This window comes from Mucilaginibacter sp. AK015 (genome assembly GCF_014200785.1).
Classification (GTDB): domain Bacteria; phylum Bacteroidota; class Bacteroidia; order Sphingobacteriales; family Sphingobacteriaceae; genus Mucilaginibacter.
Window position 1 is genome coordinate 261805 of record NZ_JACHCV010000002.1, and the last position, 18049, is coordinate 279853.

The window sequence follows — 18049 nt, forward strand, 5'->3', positions numbered from 1 at the left end:
TTATGCGATGTTAAATTATCCGTTGTTCAACTTCCAGCATTACATCATAGGCAGCGTAAACCTTATCCTGAATGTCCTTAATTAAATTTAATATATCGGCGCCTGTTGCGTTATTGTAATTAACAATAAAGCCGGCATGCTTTTCAGAAACCTGGGCACCGCCAACACTGTAACCCTTTAAGCCCAGTTCCTCTATCATTGGCCCAACAAACTTACCCTTGGGGCGTTTAAAAACGCTGCCGGCATTGGGGTATTCTTTGGGTTGCTTTGAATGCCTTGTCGCTTTGGTTTGCTCCATTTTTTCTTTAATGGATTCCTTATCTTTTCTAAATAATTCGAGCGTGGCCTCAGTTATCAGCAAGTGTGGGTTTTTTTGAAAAAAGCTGTCGCGGTAACTAAAGCCAATCTCGCTGTTGTACATTTCATGAAAAGTGAGGCTAATTGGGTCAAAGTACTTCACCTTTACAAGCACGTTCTTGATCTCGTCTGTTCCCGAACCGGCATTCATAACAATAGCACCACCCAACGAACCGGGAATGTCATAAAACACCTCCATACCCGAAAGACCATGCTCGTAGGCCAGCTGACTTATCGCCAGCATGCTTATACCTGCCTGCAGGGTAAGTGTAACATCGTTAACAACTGCTTTTGATAAATTATCAGAGAATATAACAAAAGATTCCTGATAATGCGGTTTTGATAATATGATGTTATACCCACCGCCAATTACAATCTTTTTTTCGATGTTCCGTTCCGAAAACAAGCTGTACAGATCTTCATCCGTTTCCGGAAAATAGGCTTTTGCACAAGTTGCCGCTATTCTATAAGAATTATATGGTGTAAGGTCAAAGTTTTCTTTAACTATCATGCTTAACAGTTTTGCCGGTAAATTTCAATATATAAGAGCGTGCAAACTCTTTGTCTTCGCTTGTAAATTTAAGGATATCTTTTATGGGCATTTTAACCTCTTTTGAGTACACATATAAAAACATCAATGATGCGAACGTGTAACTAACTAATGATGCAGCAGCAGATCCGTTGGCGCCATGGCCTGGCACCCATAAAATATTAAGTAGAATGTTTATGATCACTGCAGGCACCATGGCCTTCATGGAAAGCCAGGGCTTCCCCTTACCCGCAATATCCATATTAAGCACTTTAAAAACGGTTAACAGTAGCACACCCGGTAACAGTATGTTTAAAACACTTACGCTGCCTGCAAATTTGGCCCCAAACAACACCTTTATAATTAGTGGTGATAACAGGAACATTAATATGGAGGCAAAAATTATAATTACACTCGAAAATCTTAGGAGACGGCATACCTTACGCGATATTTCCTGGGGATCTTTAGCACCAACGCTCCTCGAAAAAACGATAGTACTTACCAGGGTGGGCACTTCCCATAAATACTGAACTATATTCACGCTCTTTGAATAAATCCCAAGTTCGGAGATGGTTGAGTATTTATTAAGCAGGATAATATCAACCTTGTAGTTTAAGGCCGTCACCAGCAGCGAGATAGCGTACACAATGCCAAGGCTTAACATGCCCTTAATTATTACTCCGTTAAATACGGGTTTTATTACAGCTACCTTCCTTATTTTATTGGCGATAAAAAATGGCAGAATTGCGGCCCCTATGAATGTACCCAACATAGACCCGGCAACACCTAACGGAACAATGGCAACCAATATAAAAGTAAATGCAAAATTAAGTACGGCCGGTATCCAGTTAATTTTATTGAACTCTTTAATATCCTGCTTACCCAAAAATATACCCGAGCTATAAGTGCTGTAAAGTGAAAAAGGAATAGCGATGACCGCCAGGAGGATAAGTGTTTCGGAATAAATACCTTTGGTAAAAAACTTGATAAGTAGGTAGGAGCTTGCTACGCAAAAAACGCTGGTTACCAGCCATATTGCCAGCACAGCGCCATATATATCTTGTAGCTCGTATTTTTGCTGACCAACAAAGTAAGCGGCAGCCTGCCTTATGCCTAATGAACCAACTGTCATGAAAAGCGAAGGGTAAACCATTAAAGCGGCAATTACACCATTACCTTCGGGGCCAAGATATCGCGCGGTAACTACCGCGCCGCCTATACCGGCAGCTATAACTGCCACCCTGCTTACAAAAACGCTATATAATTCTTTTAAAAAAGAAGCTTTCATGAACCTAATACTTTAGCAGGTATACCTACTGCTGTTTTGTTGGCCGGTACATCCGTATTTACAACCGCATTGGCCCCTATTGCGGCGCCGTCGCCTATTGTAATGCCCCCAAATAGCTTGGCGCCCGCAAAAATCTTAACATTGTTGCCTATCTGCGGGTATATCAAAGCCTGTTCTTTTTTACCGTGGCTGCCTAATGTTACATTTTGCCAGATACGAACATTATCGCCTATCACTACATTCTCGCCGATAATAACACCTATTGGATGCGCAAACCTGAAATTAGAACCTATTGAGGCGCGGAAAGAGATATAACAGTTTCTTTTTGTTACCTGGCGATACTCGTACCGCTGTAAGATAAAGTTGCTGATAAAGTTGCGTCTTTGGCGTAAATATCGCCCTATGCGATAATTAAGAAGCAATCTGAACGACGCGTTAAACAAGTAAACGTTTACTTTCTTTTTGAAGGTTACGCCGCCATGATTATAAATATCACTTTTTATATGTGCTATTGTAGCTTTAAGCGTTACCATTATAATCAGTTAATTTACTTCTTCTATAATTCCTCCCAGGTTGGTTACCTTTTCAATAATATTTTCATAACCACGGGTTATTTGCCACGCATCGCTAATTAGGGTGTCGCCATCGGCCGTTAAGCCGGCAATCAATAATGCTATACCTGCCCTTAAGTCAACAGCCCTTACTTCGGCACCCGTTAATTTGTTACCTCCGTTAATTAATAATATGTCGCCGTTCTCTTCATAGCTCATTCCCATTTTATGCAGTTCTTCGGCATAACCGTATCGGCCGGGGAACCTTAGATCTATAATTTTTGACACTCCCTGAGACATGGCACCAAATACCGCGAATAAAGGCTGCATATCCGAGTTTATCCCGGGATATGGGCCTGTGCTGATCTCTATAGGGTAAGGGGTCCCCCCCCTTACAATCAACGAATTTTGACCGGTAAAGAATTTCGCACCGCTTTCGCGCAAAAATATCAGGGGAACTTCCAGATGCTCAAACGGAAAATTCATTATTTCCAAATCACCGTTGGTAACTACAGAAGCAACCAGCCAGGTAAGCGCTTCCATATTATCCGGAATCACCTGGTGTTCGCAGCCTTTTAACTCGGCCACACCATTTACCACAATTTTTTGCTGCCCGTGTACAGTAATATCCGCCCCCATTTTTGAAAGCATATCAATAAGGTCAATTATTTCCGGTCTGATATGGGGATTCCAGATAGTAGTGGTGCCTTCGGCCAGCGTGCCGCAAAGTATCGCATTCTCGGTTGCGCCTGTAGAGCGCATGGGCAAGTTGATATCAGTACCTTTTAAACGGCCTTCAGACGCTACGCACAGGTAGTTTTCTTCTTCCCATACACGTGCGCCAAGGCTTTCAAATATCATTACGTGAATATCGTATTTTCTTTCGCCTAATTTACAGCCGCCCGGCAAAGGTACACGACCTTTTCCGTGGCGCGTAAGCAAGCAACCCAGCATTAACAAGGTATTACGGATAGATCGCTCTTCCCATTTTAATTCGTCAACAGCATTAAGCTCCTTTATAGTAACATTACTGCCGGATATAACTATTTCTTTCCCTAAGTGCTTAAGCATTTCCAGGTGGACATCAACATCAAGCAGCCCCACGGGGAAATTAGGCAAGAAGATGTCTTTAGCAGACAATATACTTGCACTTAACAATTTAAGTGCACTGTTTTTTGCACCGCTAACAGTAACTTTTCCACGCAGGGTGGATTTTCTTACTTTAATATATTTCATGGTTTTATCAATGTTAGTACCAGCCTTGCTAATAGTTACTGTTTGTTGCTTTTATACCAGTTATAAGCTATGTTCAATCCCTCAAAAACGGAAAACAAAGGCTTGTATCCTATTAAATGGCCCGCCTTGCTAATGTTAGCCAGGCTATGCTTTACATCACCCTTACGCTCGGGTTTATAAGTCGGTTCAATATCCAGATCTGCAATCTTGCTTATTTCGGCCCATAACTCATTTAGGGTTATCTTTTGCCCAAAAGCTATATTAATCACTTCGTGCTTTTCAATGCCGGGTTGTGTTAATGCCTTTATATTTGCTTGCACCGCATTTTCTACAAACGTAAAGTCGCGGCTGGTTTCGCCATCGCCGTTAATTACCGGCCCTTCGCCTTTTAAAGCGGCGTCTATAAATAATGGTATAACGGCCGCGTATGCGCCTTTAGGATTTTGCCTCGGCCCAAAAACGTTAAAGTACCTCAATCCTACTGCATGAAAATCATAAACCTTTGAATATACGGCAGCATACAACTCGTTAACATATTTTGTTACCGCGTAAGGCGATAACGGGTTACCAATCTGGTCTTCTACTTTAGGCAAACCCGGGTGATCGCCATACGTGCTTGAACTTGCTGCGTACACCATCCGCTTAACTCCGGCATCACGCGCGGCTGTAAGCATATTTAAAAAACCGGTAATGTTTACGTTATTGGTGGTTATCGGGTCGTTTATTGAACGGGGAACCGAACCTAACGCCGCCTGATGTGAGACATATTGTATACCGGCTAACGCTTTCTGGCAATCAGCAAACTCCCTGATATCGCCTTCCATTAGCTCGAAAGCCGGATTTGACAGGAAAGGCTCCAGGTTTTCTCTTAAACCGGTAGAAAAGTTATCTAATACACGTACTTTCTTTGCGCCGTATTTTAAAAGGTATTCTACCAGGTTGGAGCCAATAAAACCAGCCCCGCCCGTTATTAAAAATGATGATTCGCTTAAATTATCTTGATGATATGGCTGTGTGTACATATGAATGGGTGTCTTAATCAGTATCGCTAAACCGACAATTAAAGGCGGCCGTCAATTAATTCCTGCGGCAAAATGCACTTCACATCAAAAACAACGCCCGGGTTTGCTTTCAGCGAGTTTATCTCGAGTTTGGCAAACTCATCATGTGCAACGGCTAAAATTATCGCCTCAAACTTGCCCTCAGGCAATTCATTCACGATTTCCAAACCATATTCGTGCATAACCTCTGCGGGGCTCGCCCACGGGTCGTAAACAACCGGTACAACATGGTATGATTTTAATTCTTTAATTATATCTATAACACGGGTGTTTCGAACATCCGGGCAATTTTCTTTAAAAGTAAATCCTAAAACAAGGCATTTAGATTGTATAACAGGTACCTCTTTCTTCACCATACGTTTAACAACCTCTTCAGCCACGTAAGCGCCCATGCTATCATTAAGCCTGCGGCCAGCCAGGATAATCTCAGGGTGATAGCCTAACTCCTGCGCTTTCTGTGCCAGATAGTAAGGGTCAACGCCGATGCAATGCCCACCTACCAAACCCGGTTTAAATTTCAGGAAGTTCCACTTGGTTCCGGCGGCTTCCAATACATCGTTGGTATCTATACCTAAACGGCTAAATATTTTTGAAAGTTCGTTAACAAACGCAATGTTTATATCCCGTTGTGAATTCTCGATAACTTTAGACGCTTCGGCAACTTTAATGCACGACGCCTTGTGTGTTCCGGCTACAATAATGCTGCGGTACAGGTCGTCAACGTAGTCTGCAACTTCAGGGGTTGAACCTGACGTTACCTTCAAAATTTTGGTTACTGTGTGCTCTTTATCGCCAGGATTTATTCTCTCCGGCGAGTACCCTGCAAAAAAGTCGGTGTTAAATACAAGGCCCGATACTCTTTCTAAAACAGGTACGCATTCATCTTCTGTTACGCCAGGGTAAACAGTCGATTCATAAATAACCACATCATTTTGTTTAAGCACTTTACCAACCGTTTCGCTGGCCTTATATAATGGGGTAAGGTCGGGGTGGTTATGTTTATCAGTTGGCGTTGGCACCGTAACAATGTAAACATTACAGTCTTGCAAATATGCAAGGTCATTTGTGCAAAATAAACCTGTAGTACCCGCTGACATATTACCATCGGTGTTGATAACCGATTTTAGCTTATCATCGTCTATCTCAAGGGTACGGTCATGGCCGGCCATTAACTCATTAATCCTTTTGGTATTAATATCAAATCCTATTACAGGATATTTCCTTGCGAATTCTGCTGCTAATGGCAAACCCACATAGCCTAACCCAATGATGGCAATTTTAGCCTCCTCAAGATTTTTAAGTGTTGCAGCCATTTGAGGTGTATTAGATGACATAGTTGATGTGATTGTTATGTTGTATGAGAATTTGAGAATTAATTATCTTGTTACCGCCCAAAATTATAGTTGTATTGTTACCTAAAGAAGTTCTTAAGTTTACTTTTTTTTGAAGGCTTATCCTCCTGGTAATAACCGCCGCCGTAGCTGTAACCATACCCGTAACCGTAGCCATAACCAGATGAGGTATAATCTATGGAGTTGAAAATGATATTTATCTGTGGCAGTTTGCCGGTTTTGCTTAACTGATCTATCATTCCGATCTGGCTCTTAAACGTATAGTTATGACGGATGATAAACATGGTGGCGTTTGCAAATTCGCCTAAAATTTGCGCATCTGTTACCAGGCCTACAGGCGGCGCATCAATTATTACATAATCAAAATCGGCCTTCAACTCTTCAATAAGTGTTTGAATGCGGCCATTTGTTAACAGCTCGGCAGGGTTTGGCGGAATGGGTCCGCTGGTGATAATGTAATAATTTTCCTGGCCCGGGATATTCGAAATAATCTCTTTATATGAAAAAGTGCTGATCAGGTAATTCGAAAGGCCTTTAGAATTATCAATTTCCAATACGGCGTTTAGCTTTGGCTTACGAAGATCGAGCTCTAGAATAACTACCCGTTTACCCGACATTGCCAAACTGGCACCAAGGTTTAACGAAATAAACGACTTACCCTCGCCACTGATGCTTGATGTAAATAACAGCACTTTGTGATCTACGCCCGAACTTATGAATTGTAAGTTTGTACGAAGCGCACGTATTTGCTCCGCCACCATTGAACGGGGTTTATCAACAACTATAAGCGGGGTTGATTGTTCGCTGTGACCAATTTCGGCCACTACGGGCACCCTGGTCATCTTTTCGATATCCGCCTTTTTGCTAACCTTGTTGTTCAATACCTCTTTAAGGTAAATGTAACCCGCGGGTACAATCAAACCTAAAAAGAAAAATATGAGCATGATTAAAGGTTTCACTGGCTTTACCGGGGCCTGACTGCTGCGCGCTTCATCAATGGTGCGGCTATCAGCCATGGTAGAAGCCAGGGCCATTTCTTGTTCTTCGCGCTTCTGAAGCAGAAAAGTAAATAAATTGTTTTTTATTTCCTGTTGACGCATTACATCAATCAAGCCTCTTTCTTTACCCGGCACCTGTGTAATAACCGATTCGAATTTTGCGTTTTTTTCCTGAAGCTGCTGTTTTGTAATAAGCAGGCCCGCCTTAAGGTTTTTCACAGACTGGTCGATACCAGCTTTGATAGACCGTATTTGATCGTTTAGCGAGGTAACGATAGGGTTAGTTTCAGGAATGGTTTGCAACAGGCTCTGTTTCTTTAATTGCGATTCGCTCAACTGCGATACCAAACCAAGTAAAGTGGGGTCTTCAATACCCAGCATTGATGGTAATACACCCGAAAGATCTTTTGAGCTGTTTATATAATTCTGTAGATTATTCAGAACACTTAACTGTATATTAACTTTACTAAGTTCTGCATCGTTTTGCTGCGTGCTTTGTATAAACACCTGCGATTGTGCGCTTATATCGGTAATCCGGTTTTGAGATTTGTAATTCTCAACATTTTTTTCTGCGGTTCCCAGCTCCTGAGAAAGATTCCTTAAACGATCTGTAATAAAATTTAAAGTACTCGAGGTAACTTTATTTTTATCCTGAATTGCAGCATTGTTATACTCAAAAATCAGGCGGTTAAGAATATCTTTCCCCCTTTTTGGTACAGCGTCCTGCAGCGTTATAATTAAGACCGTACCTTCTTTACTTACCGGATTTATTGACAACTGATTGCGATAGCGTTGAACCACCGCATCAATTTTTTGGAATACTATATATATCTTTTTGTGTAAAAATTCGGGGCTTATTCCTTTCGAAGTGATGATAATCTGACCGAACTCGCACTGAACGGGCTTGTTATAAGGATACGTTTTTCCACCAGTCTCGAAACCATTTTCATTTAGCACAACCGGATACCCGTCTTTATAAGATAGCTCGTTAGGATTTATCAGCTGAGCCTGAAAAGGACGGCTATTTGAATATAATGAACTTTTCCTTACTCCTTCGCTTTCAAAATAAGATACATCTAATTTCAAAGCCCTGACTACTTTCTCCATTAAGGTAGCTGATTTGAGTATCTGTACCTCATTATCAATTATCTTGTCTGAAGAAAACAGATCCAACCCTTTTAAAATATCATCTTGTGGCCCGTTAGTACTTTTATCCTTTATTAATAAATCTGTTTCTATTTGATATTGAGGGGTCTGAAACTTGATGTATACGTATCCAAGCACCAAGAAAAACACCAGGGAAAATAGAATTAATTTAGAGTAATGAAGGTACTTAAAAATAATTTCTCTAAGGTTAAGCTCACCTATATTATCATTATCAAAATTAGTATCCGTATTTGCATTCATAAGTTAAAATCGGGTTGTAATTGGTGTAGTTATTTAAACCTGTAAATAAGCAGACCAATAACTGTTAAAGCACTGAGAATAATAGGTACGATTCGATAAGCCTGATCGCTCTGCGCAGCTTTACCTTTACCCTGTTCTACATAAATTAAATCGCCTGAGTGTAAATAATAATATGGAGATGTAAATACTTCTCTTGTGTTGAGGTTAACCCTGCCAAATTCTTTTTTTCCGCCGTTATCCCTAACAATAAGTATATTATCACGCTTGCCATAAATGGTAAGGTCGCCCGCCATGGTCAGCGCCTCGGGCAATGTCACCTTTTCGTTCGGAATAACATAAACCGAAGGACGTGCTACCTCGCCCATTACGGATATTTTATAATTTAAAAACCTAACATTTACGGTAGGCTCCTTTAGGTATTGTTTAAGTTTTTCCCTGATTATATCGCGGGCTTGCGCTGTTGTCAGTCCGCCCACTTTAATTGTGCTTATTAATGGCATCTCGATCTCGCCATTTGCATCAACTAAATATCCGTTAGAGGCTGTTTGAGAAAGCGGCGCCGCACCGTTTTGTGCGTTGGTTGTAGTAATATCTGTGGCTGAAGTTGCAGGAGCATACGGGTTAAAGAAACTACTTGCCGCAGGATTTAAAGAGTTAACAGGTATTGATAAAATATCTCCCGGCTGTATTTTAGGAACATAAGCCTCTGCAACATTGATAGTATCAGATTGATTTAGATCTTTTTGAAAATATACAATTTCCTTTTGCCCTATACACGAAGAGAACGCTATTGCAGCTATTAAAAATAAAAAAATATTACGGTAGATATTTTTTTTCATATGTTATTCGATAAATAGTGGGCGCAAAAATAGACTATTTTATTTAATAAACTAATGTATATTAACAGTTTTGCTATTAACGACTTTTTTGATATTAAAATAATGCATATGTATTACGCATTTATTGCATAAACCGTAAGCAAACGCCCTTAACGTTATAAATATGCAAATACCATAACAATGCCACGTTTTAACGCTTTTACAAGATAATTGTTTTTACTTATTTAAAAAAATCATCTTTAAGGTCATCAATTTCCCTGCGGTCGCGTTTGGTGGGGCGGCCGGCCCCCCGGTCGCGCGTTAAAACAGGGGCATGAAACATAGATTTAAATTTCATCGTCTCCTCTTCAGGGGTTATGTCTTCATAATACATTACCGCGGTTTTGGCGTCAGTGCGGCTTTCCAATAGGCCGGTTACCTTTAATATCCGCTTCTCTGGCCCTTTTGATACGGTATATACCTCGCCTATTTTTACCTCGTGCGAGGGTTTAATGTTATTACCATCCAGTTTAACACGTCCCGCCTTGCAGGCATCAGATGCCAGTGTACGGGTTTTAAACGCGCGGATAGACCATAAATATTTATCTATCCTTAATTTTTCCTTCTCAGCCATTACCGTTTTTTCATTAGGTTACGTGTTTATTGGTTTCATGGGTTAAATGGTATTTTATATATACCTTTTAACGCAGCACAATGGACCATCCAGCCAATAAACTAAACATTACTATAAAACAAATCTGCTTAAAATTCCTTTAATTTGACAAAATTTATATCTGTAATGATCGACCTTAAAAAAATGATTGAGGATGCCTGGGATAACCGCACCCTTTTAAGTGAAAACGACTACATTAACGCCATAAACACCGTTATTGAGCGCTTGGACCAAGGCGAAATGCGTGTTGCCGAACTGATAGGCAGTCGCTGGCATACAAACGAATGGATCAAAAAAGCTGTTATATTATATTTTCCTACCCGCGCCATGGAAGAAATAAAAACAGGCCCGTTTGTTTTTAATGATAAAATGAAGCTTAAAACCAATTATAAAGAGCTTGGCGTACGTGTTGTGCCGCATGGTATTGCCCGGTATGGCGCTTACCTTGCTAAAGGGGTTATCATGATGCCCTCGTATGTAAACATTGGCGCCTATGTTGACGAAGGCACTATGGTTGATACATGGGCAACCGTCGGCTCATGCGCGCAAATTGGCAAGCATGTGCACTTAAGCGGCGGCGTAGGTATTGGCGGCGTTTTAGAGCCTGTTCAGGCCTCTCCTGTAATTATCGAGGATAACTGCTTCCTGGGGTCTCGTGCTATTGTGGTTGAAGGCGTGCATGTAGAGAGTGAAGCCGTTTTGGGCGCAAATGTGGTTTTAACCGCCTCTACCAAAATCATTGATGTAACCGGCACCGAGCCCGTGGAATATAAGGGCCGCGTCCCTGCCCGCTCGGTAGTGATACCAGGCTCATACGCCAAAAAGTTCGCGGCAGGCGAGTACCAGGTACCTTGTGCGCTTATCATTGGCAAGCGCAAAGAATCCACCGACAAAAAGACATCGTTGAACGATGCTTTAAGGGATAATAACGTAGCTGTATAATTCAGATTTGGGATGTTAGATTTGAGATTGGAGATGAAATTTTGCATAATCCGTAAAAACGCTTCTCTGATCTCATATCTAAAGTCTCACATCTTACATCTGTCAATATGAAAATATTGATAAGGTTACCTAACTGGCTTGGCGATGTGGTTATGAGTACCGCTTTCATCAATGCCGTAAGGCAATTTTACCCTGGTGCTTCTATCGACGTTATTATCAAAAAGGAGCTGGGCGGCGTCGCTTCTTTAATACCCGGCATCAGTAGTATCCATCTCTTTTCAAAACACGAATATAGCGGACTAAACGGCGTGTACCGCTTTGGCAGAACGTTTCGGCCTGCGCAATACGATATCTTTTTTAATCTGCCTCAGTCACTATCGTCGTTTGTGATGGCTTGGGCAAGCGGCGCGCGGCAACGTGTTGGTTTTAATGCTGAGGGCGGCTTTTTTATGCTAACCCGATCTTTTAAAAAGCCTGCCAACCTGCACCGGGTTGATGAATACCTATCCCTGCTGGAGAATTATACAGGCAGGGCCGCGGGCGACAGGCAAGTTAAATTAAGTACAGGCGAATCATCAACTGCCAAAAACATCGTAGTGGTCAACTTCAATTCAGAGGCATCATCCCGCCGGATGCCTTTATATAAAGGCCGCGCAATTATAAACACACTAACCGAAGTTTTCACGAACATAACTTTTGTATTGATAGGCGCGCCAAAAGAGACTGCATTTGTGGATGAATTGCTTATTGGCGCAGCCCACCCGCAGAGGCTGCAAAACCTGGCCGGCAAAACCGATCTGGCAGGATTAGTTAAACAGATGGCGGAAAGCAGGGCAGTATTAACCACCGATTCGGGCCCGGCGCACCTGGCCAATGCAGTAGGCACACCCACCGTAGTTTTGTTTGGAGCGGGTAACGAAAACAACACCGCGCCTTATAACAAACAGCAGCTAACCGTTATACGTTACGGCGAACTGATATGCGAACCCTGTGTGCGTAACACCTGCAAATTATACGGTTTACCAAAGTGCATGGAAATGTTAGATGAAATAAAAATAATAAATGCATTAAGTTTGCACTTGAATGATGCTTAAAGACGAAGTAAACAAGGCGCTGAAAATTGTACAGGATGGCGGTATAATCCTTTACCCTACCGATACCATATGGGGTATTGGCTGCGATGCAACAAATACTGATGCTGTAAAAAAGATTTACGCGCTTAAACAGCGCGAAGAAAGCAAAAGCATGATCATTTTGCTGGACGTTGATAATAAACTGCAAAGCTATATAAGCGAGGTGCCTGATATAGCGTACGACCTGATAGAGTATGCCGAAAACCCGCTTACGCTGGTTATGCCGGGAGCTAAAAACATATCTCCCGCTTTAATTGCCGAAGATGGCAGCGTTGGTATAAGGGTAACCAGCCACCCTTTTTGCCAGCAACTAATACAGCGTTTACGTAAGCCCCTGGTATCCACCTCAGCCAATATAAGCGGCCATCCCTCGCCAGGTTACTTTGGTAAAATAGAGCAGGAAATTATTGACGGGGTTGATTATGTAGTTGACATTGACCAGTATAGCACTGAGATAAAAAAACCCTCGACCATTATGCGTCTTGCCCCAAATGGCGGTTTCGAATTTATACGCCGTTAATTTTTATAATCGCTAAATTTGCGCTGCAATACAAGCCTGTTTGCGGCCTTTATATGAAAAAACACCTGCAACATCCGGTATTTTCTGTTATTTCAAAACTTGCTGCCGAACAAGATGTACAGGCTTACGCAATAGGCGGTTACGTGCGCGATATCTTTCTGAACCGCCCCTCAAAAGATATTGATATTGTAATACTGGGCAACGGCATTGCCTTTGCCGAGGCTGTTGCCGCCAGGCTGAACGTTAAGGTATCGGTATTTAAAAATTTTGGCACAGCCATGCTGCGTTACCAGGATGTAGAAGTGGAATTTGTAGGTGCGCGTAAAGAAAGTTACCGTTCAGATTCGCGCAAACCAATTGTTGAAAATGGCACGCTCGAAGACGACCAAAAACGCCGCGATTTCACTTTAAATGCGCTCGCCATCGCACTGCATCCCTCGCAATTCGGCGAACTGATAGACCCGTTTGATGGTATTGCCGATCTAAAAGCCGGGTTGATCCGCACACCGCTAAACCCGGTTGAAACTTTTTCTGACGACCCGCTGCGTATGATGCGCGCCATTAGATTCGCTTCGCAGCTTAATTTCAGGATTGATGACGAAGCTATTGCGGCAATAAAAAGCAATCTTCACCGCATCAAAATAGTATCGCAGGAGCGCATTACCGACGAGTTGAACAAGATCATCCTGTCGCCAAAACCGTCAGTAGGGTTTAATTACCTTTTCGATACCGGCCTGCTCGATCTTATTTTTCCACAAATGGCTGCTTTGTACGGCGTTGAGGTCATAAATGGCAAAGGGCACAAAGATAATTTTTATCATACCCTGCAGGTGCTTGATAATATCTGCGAAACCACCGACGACCTATGGCTGCGCTGGGCGGCCATTTTGCATGATATTGCCAAACCCCCTACCAAACGTTTTGAACCCGGCCACGGATGGACATTTCATGGCCACGAGGATAAGGGCGCCCGTATGGTACCCAAGATATTTGCACAGCTCAAGCTACCGCTTAACGAAAAAATGAAACTGGTGCAAAAGCTGGTGCAGCTTCACTTACGCCCTATAGTGCTGTCGCAGTCTATCGTTACGGATTCGGCTGTGCGCAGGCTGCTATTCGAGGCCGGCGACGATATCGAGGCGCTGATGTTGTTATGTAAAGCAGACGTAACCACAAAAAACGAATATAAGATCAAAAAATACCGCAATAATTTTGAATTAGTTCAGCAAAAATTAAAAGACGTTGAAGAGCGCGACAGCATACGTAACTGGCAGCCGCCGGTAACCGGCCTGGATATTATGCAGTTATTTGGTATTGGCGAAGGCCGCGAGGTGGGTATTATAAAAAATAAAATACGCGAAGCGATACTGGAAGGCGAAATACCCAACGAACGCGAGGCAGCGATAAATTTTACAATTGAAAAAGGCGCAGAAATTGGCTTGAAAGTTGTTGCAAACACAAATTAATATAAACATTACTATTTTTGACAAAAAACTACTTATACAATGGCACTATACAGGTTCAGGGTTACTTTTGAAGATTATGATGACGTTACCCGGGATATTGATGTAAAATCTAACCAGACATTCGAAGATCTTCATAAAGCTATACACCAGTCTACCGGTTATAACTATGAGTATCCATCCTCGTTCTACATCAGTAACGACCAATGGATGAAGGGCGAAGAGATCACTTATATGCCAAACCAAAAAAGGATAGACCGCAAAATACCTTTAATGGATAAAATAAAGCTGAGCAGTTTTATTGACGATCCGCATCAAAAATTCTACTATACCTTTAATTTCGACAGGCCATTTGATTTTCATGTGGAATTGATGAAAATTATACTTGACGAAGCGCCGGGTGTAACCTATCCGGCTGTTGTACGCTCAATCGGGGAGGCTCCAAAGCAATTCGGCAATGTATTTAATCCCGCAGCTGCCGCAACTGCCGAAACCCCTGATGAAGATTTCGACTTTTTGAACGAGATGGCTTACAATCATGATGATGCAGACGATTTTTCTGAAGTGACTGACTCGGGAGTGGATGATGAGGAAGAAACCAAAGCTGACGAGGTGGAAGAAGAAGATGAGTTTGGCTTTGGCGATGACGAAGGCTTTGAAGAAGATGACAAACCGGGACGCGACGATTATTAATTTTCAGTTCATAGACCATAGCCGATAGTCAATAGCCATTGTGGTAACCTATTAACCTGTTATCTATGGAATATCGACCATCGACTATGGACTTCACAAACAAAACTCTTATTGTAATTGCCGGGCCTACGGCGAGCGGGAAAACTGCTGCTGCTATACAACTGGCACAACATTACCACACGGTTATCGTATCCGCCGATTCGAGACAATTTTTTCGCGAAATGTCTGTAGGTACTGCAAAACCCACTGATGAAGAATTAGCTGCCGCCCCGCATTATTTCATTAATTCGCATAGCGTAACACAGCCTTTTTCCGTAGGTGATTTTGAGCGCGAGTGTATGCAATTACTCGAAAAACTTTTTGAACAACACGACGTGGTCATACTTGTTGGCGGATCGGGCCTTTACATTAAAGCAGTTACCGAAGGGTTTGACGAGTTGCCTACAGCAGATCCCGCTATTCGAGAAAGACTAAACGCAGAGTTAGCCACAAACGGCCTATTTCCATTACAGGAACGATTGAAAAATGCCGACCCCGCATATTACGCCTCTGCTAACATAAATAACCCTCAGCGCGTTATAAGGGCATTAGAGGTGTATGAGGCTACCGGCAACCCCATATCATCGTATCAAAAACAAACTATTAACAGCCGCCCGTTTAATACCATCAAGTTTGGCCTGAACATGCCGCGCGAGGAACTTTACGACAGGATCAATAAACGTGTTGATATCATGGTGCAGGATGGTTTGGTAGAAGAAGTGGCGGCGTTAACTCCATTTCGCCAATACAACGCATTAAACACGGTGGGATATTCTGAACTGTTCGATTATTTCGACGGGAAGACAGACCTGGATACGGCCATCGGCCGGATTAAGCAAAACACCCGCCGCTTTGCCAAAAGGCAGCTTACGTGGTTCCGTAAGGATAAAGAGATCATCTGGATGGACGCCAGCAATGAACAGCTTTCGGAAAATATGATAGTGATGGCTAAATCACTAAATCGCTAATATCCAACTACATATAGTGTTCACGTTCGGCGCACGACCACGCCTGAACAGCCGTGAACGATTGATTATCAGCACATTAAATAAAAAAGGGGGAAACACCAGCGTGAACGCTTAACCTCGGCCCTCCCGGAAAGATGCTTATTGAACTAAATACGCAAACCGCTAACTAAAACTGCAAATTGCCTACCGGTTATCCAACACTGACTGGATATACGCCCCGTAGCCGCTTTTAACGTACTTATCAGCCAAGGCCTGCAATTGGTCGGCATCAATATAGCCCATCAGATAAGCTACTTCTTCGATGCAGCCTATTTTTTTTGCCTGGCGCTTTTCTATAACCCTAACAAATTCGGTTGCATCACTCAACGAATCAAAAGTGCCTGTATCAAGCCAAGCTGTGCCCCTGTCCATTACGCCCACATGCAGGTTGCCCTGCTCCAGGTAAACGCGGTTAACATCAGTTATCTCATACTCGCCGCGTGCAGATGGTTCTATGTTTTTAGCTATCTCTACAACGCTGTTATCGTAAAAATACAATCCCGGAACGGCAAACTTTGATTTTGGCTGCGCAGGCTTCTCTTCTATCGAAACCGCTTTCAAATCTTTGTCAAATTCTACAACGCCATAACGTTCCGGGTCGGCCACCGGATAGGCAAATATGGCTGCGCCGTTTACGTCATTAAAACTTTGTATCAGCTTGCTAAACCCCGAACCGTAAAATATGTTGTCGCCTAAAACAAGTGCTACCTTATCGTTGCCAATAAAATCGGCGCCAATAACAAATGCTTGTGCAAGGCCGTTCGGCTTCTCCTGTACAGCATATTCAAAGCGGCAGCCAATTTCCTGGCCGGTGCCTAACAAGCGCACAAAACCCGGGTTATCCTCAGCAGTGGTAATTATCAATATCTCGTTTATCCCGGCCAGCATCAATACCGATAACGGATAGTATATCATCGGCTTATCATAAATAGGCATCAACTGTTTGCTTATGGCTTTTGTTATGGGATACAGCCTTGTGCCCGATCCGCCTGCTAATATGATACCTTTCATAGTGAAAATTATGATTTATTGAATTAATGAATTAGTGATCGCTTAGCCGGTTTAGCTTTTAGGTTAATTGATATAACTAATTAACTTGTTGTTTTAACTTCTCAATACAAATGGCAAGGCTATCTTCCCATTCGGGGATATTAATATTAAATGTCCGCTTTATTTTTGATTTATCCATAACAGCATATACGGGCCTTTTGGCCGGCGTTGGGTATTCTGCGGTAGGTATAGGCAGCACATTTACCTGCGTATTTGCCAGCTTATGTATGGCTACCGCAAAATCAAACCAGGTAGCCTGGCCTGCATTACTATAATGATACAGGCCGTATTTCTCGCTTTTTGACACGATGATGGTGTTGAGTACCCTTGCAAGATCGATAGCGTATGTTGGTGTGCCGGTTTGGTCGTTTATTACACTTATTTCGCCTTTTTCCCTACCTATTCGTAAAATGGTTTTTACAAAATTGTTCCCAAATTCGGAGTAAAGCCAGCCGGTACGGATAATGAAATATTTTTGTAACGCCCCGGGTATGGCCAGTTCGCCCTCCAGTTTGCTTTGCCCGTATACACTTATAGGGTTGGTAGGGCTTTGTTCGGTAAGCGGTGCTTGTCCCTCGCCGCCAAAAACAAAATCGGTTGAGATATGCAGCAGGGTTACATCAAAATTATCGCATATGCGGGCCAGGTTCTCTACCCCTGTTTTGTTTACGGCGAAAGCGGTATCAGCGTCGCTTTCGGCTTTATCAACCGCGGTATAAGCCGCGCAATTGATACAATAAGCCGGTTTATACGTATCAAATAATTTACTGATGGCTCCGGTGTCAAGTATATTACTGTCCGTTTCGTCGGGGAAAATGTAATTGTCAAGCTTTTGCTCACCGGCAATGGTTTTTAAGCATTGCCCTAACTGACCGGAAGCACCAAAAACAATTACGCTGTTCATCATCCAATAGGTTACAAACTTTATTTAT

General features: G+C 42.5%; 17 protein-coding genes. 6 read left to right on the forward strand and 11 right to left on the reverse strand.

Annotation, left to right across the window (positions count from 1 at the left end):
* Nucleotides 1-10 precede the first annotated feature (10 nt).
* The 9 genes from murB to HDC91_RS10360 all read right to left on the reverse strand — a co-directional run bounded on the left by murB (nucleotide 11) and on the right by HDC91_RS10360 (nucleotide 10231).
* The gene (murB, locus tag HDC91_RS10320) at nucleotides 11-868 is read right to left on the reverse strand and encodes a UDP-N-acetylmuramate dehydrogenase (protein WP_183551724.1); all 858 of its coding nucleotides are present in this window, start codon (nucleotides 866-868) and stop codon (nucleotides 11-13) included.
* The gene (locus HDC91_RS10325) at nucleotides 858-2174 is read right to left on the reverse strand and encodes a flippase (protein WP_183551727.1); all 1317 of its coding nucleotides are present in this window, start codon (nucleotides 2172-2174) and stop codon (nucleotides 858-860) included. Before HDC91_RS10325 ends, murB begins: the two co-directional genes overlap by 11 nt.
* Nucleotides 2171-2707 (reverse strand): serine O-acetyltransferase, encoded by a 537-nt coding sequence (locus HDC91_RS20105; protein ID WP_162429419.1) that lies wholly within the window; start codon nucleotides 2705-2707, stop codon nucleotides 2171-2173. Before HDC91_RS20105 ends, HDC91_RS10325 begins: the two co-directional genes overlap by 4 nt.
* A gap of 9 nt (nucleotides 2708-2716) precedes the next feature.
* Nucleotides 2717-3961, reverse strand: coding sequence for a UDP-N-acetylglucosamine 1-carboxyvinyltransferase (locus tag HDC91_RS10335; protein WP_183551730.1), 1245 nt, complete (start codon nucleotides 3959-3961; stop codon nucleotides 2717-2719).
* A gap of 35 nt (nucleotides 3962-3996) precedes the next feature.
* Nucleotides 3997-4983, reverse strand: a complete 987-nt coding sequence (locus tag HDC91_RS10340) for an SDR family oxidoreductase (protein ID WP_162429421.1) — start codon at nucleotides 4981-4983, stop codon at nucleotides 3997-3999.
* 38 nt (nucleotides 4984-5021) lie between these two features.
* Nucleotides 5022-6356 (reverse strand): nucleotide sugar dehydrogenase, encoded by a 1335-nt coding sequence (locus HDC91_RS10345; RefSeq protein WP_255476703.1) that lies wholly within the window; start codon nucleotides 6354-6356, stop codon nucleotides 5022-5024.
* A gap of 77 nt (nucleotides 6357-6433) precedes the next feature.
* Nucleotides 6434-8779 (reverse strand): tyrosine-protein kinase family protein, encoded by a 2346-nt coding sequence (locus tag HDC91_RS10350; protein WP_183551733.1) that lies wholly within the window; start codon nucleotides 8777-8779, stop codon nucleotides 6434-6436.
* 29 nt (nucleotides 8780-8808) lie between these two features.
* A complete protein-coding gene (locus tag HDC91_RS10355; protein WP_183551736.1) occupies nucleotides 8809-9618 on the reverse strand; it encodes a polysaccharide biosynthesis/export family protein in 810 nt (269 codons plus the stop codon).
* A 220-nt stretch (nucleotides 9619-9838) separates the two neighbouring features.
* On the reverse strand, nucleotides 9839-10231 hold the full coding sequence (locus HDC91_RS10360) for an RNA-binding S4 domain-containing protein (protein WP_183551739.1): 393 nt from the start codon (nucleotides 10229-10231) through the stop codon (nucleotides 9839-9841).
* 165 nt (nucleotides 10232-10396) lie between these two features.
* Between HDC91_RS10360 and HDC91_RS10365 the strand changes: the two genes are divergently transcribed.
* From HDC91_RS10365 to miaA, 6 genes are all read left to right on the forward strand, one after another.
* Nucleotides 10397-11212 (forward strand): 2,3,4,5-tetrahydropyridine-2,6-dicarboxylate N-succinyltransferase, encoded by an 816-nt coding sequence (locus tag HDC91_RS10365; protein WP_202925361.1) that lies wholly within the window; start codon nucleotides 10397-10399, stop codon nucleotides 11210-11212.
* Nucleotides 11213-11319: 107 nt separating this feature from the next.
* Nucleotides 11320-12306, forward strand: a complete 987-nt coding sequence (locus HDC91_RS10370) for a glycosyltransferase family 9 protein (RefSeq protein WP_183551742.1) — start codon at nucleotides 11320-11322, stop codon at nucleotides 12304-12306.
* The gene (locus HDC91_RS10375) at nucleotides 12299-12865 is read left to right on the forward strand and encodes an L-threonylcarbamoyladenylate synthase (protein ID WP_183552544.1); all 567 of its coding nucleotides are present in this window, start codon (nucleotides 12299-12301) and stop codon (nucleotides 12863-12865) included. The genes HDC91_RS10370 and HDC91_RS10375 overlap by 8 nt, the downstream gene beginning before the upstream one ends.
* A gap of 53 nt (nucleotides 12866-12918) precedes the next feature.
* On the forward strand, nucleotides 12919-14331 hold the full coding sequence (locus HDC91_RS10380) for a CCA tRNA nucleotidyltransferase (protein ID WP_183551744.1): 1413 nt from the start codon (nucleotides 12919-12921) through the stop codon (nucleotides 14329-14331).
* A 39-nt stretch (nucleotides 14332-14370) separates the two neighbouring features.
* Complete coding sequence (locus HDC91_RS10385) at nucleotides 14371-15021, forward strand: plasmid pRiA4b ORF-3 family protein (protein ID WP_162429427.1); 651 nt, start codon at nucleotides 14371-14373, stop codon at nucleotides 15019-15021.
* 86 nt (nucleotides 15022-15107) lie between these two features.
* Nucleotides 15108-16028, forward strand: a complete 921-nt coding sequence (gene miaA / locus HDC91_RS10390) for a tRNA (adenosine(37)-N6)-dimethylallyltransferase MiaA (RefSeq protein WP_183551747.1) — start codon at nucleotides 15108-15110, stop codon at nucleotides 16026-16028.
* 183 nt (nucleotides 16029-16211) lie between these two features.
* Here miaA and rfbA read toward each other — a convergent pair whose 3' ends face one another.
* Both rfbA and rfbD read right to left on the reverse strand, forming a co-directional pair.
* Nucleotides 16212-17078, reverse strand: coding sequence for a glucose-1-phosphate thymidylyltransferase RfbA (gene rfbA / locus HDC91_RS10395; protein WP_183551750.1), 867 nt, complete (start codon nucleotides 17076-17078; stop codon nucleotides 16212-16214).
* 76 nt (nucleotides 17079-17154) lie between these two features.
* Nucleotides 17155-18024, reverse strand: coding sequence for a dTDP-4-dehydrorhamnose reductase (rfbD, locus tag HDC91_RS10400; RefSeq protein ID WP_370576816.1), 870 nt, complete (start codon nucleotides 18022-18024; stop codon nucleotides 17155-17157).
* Nucleotides 18025-18049 lie beyond the last annotated feature (25 nt).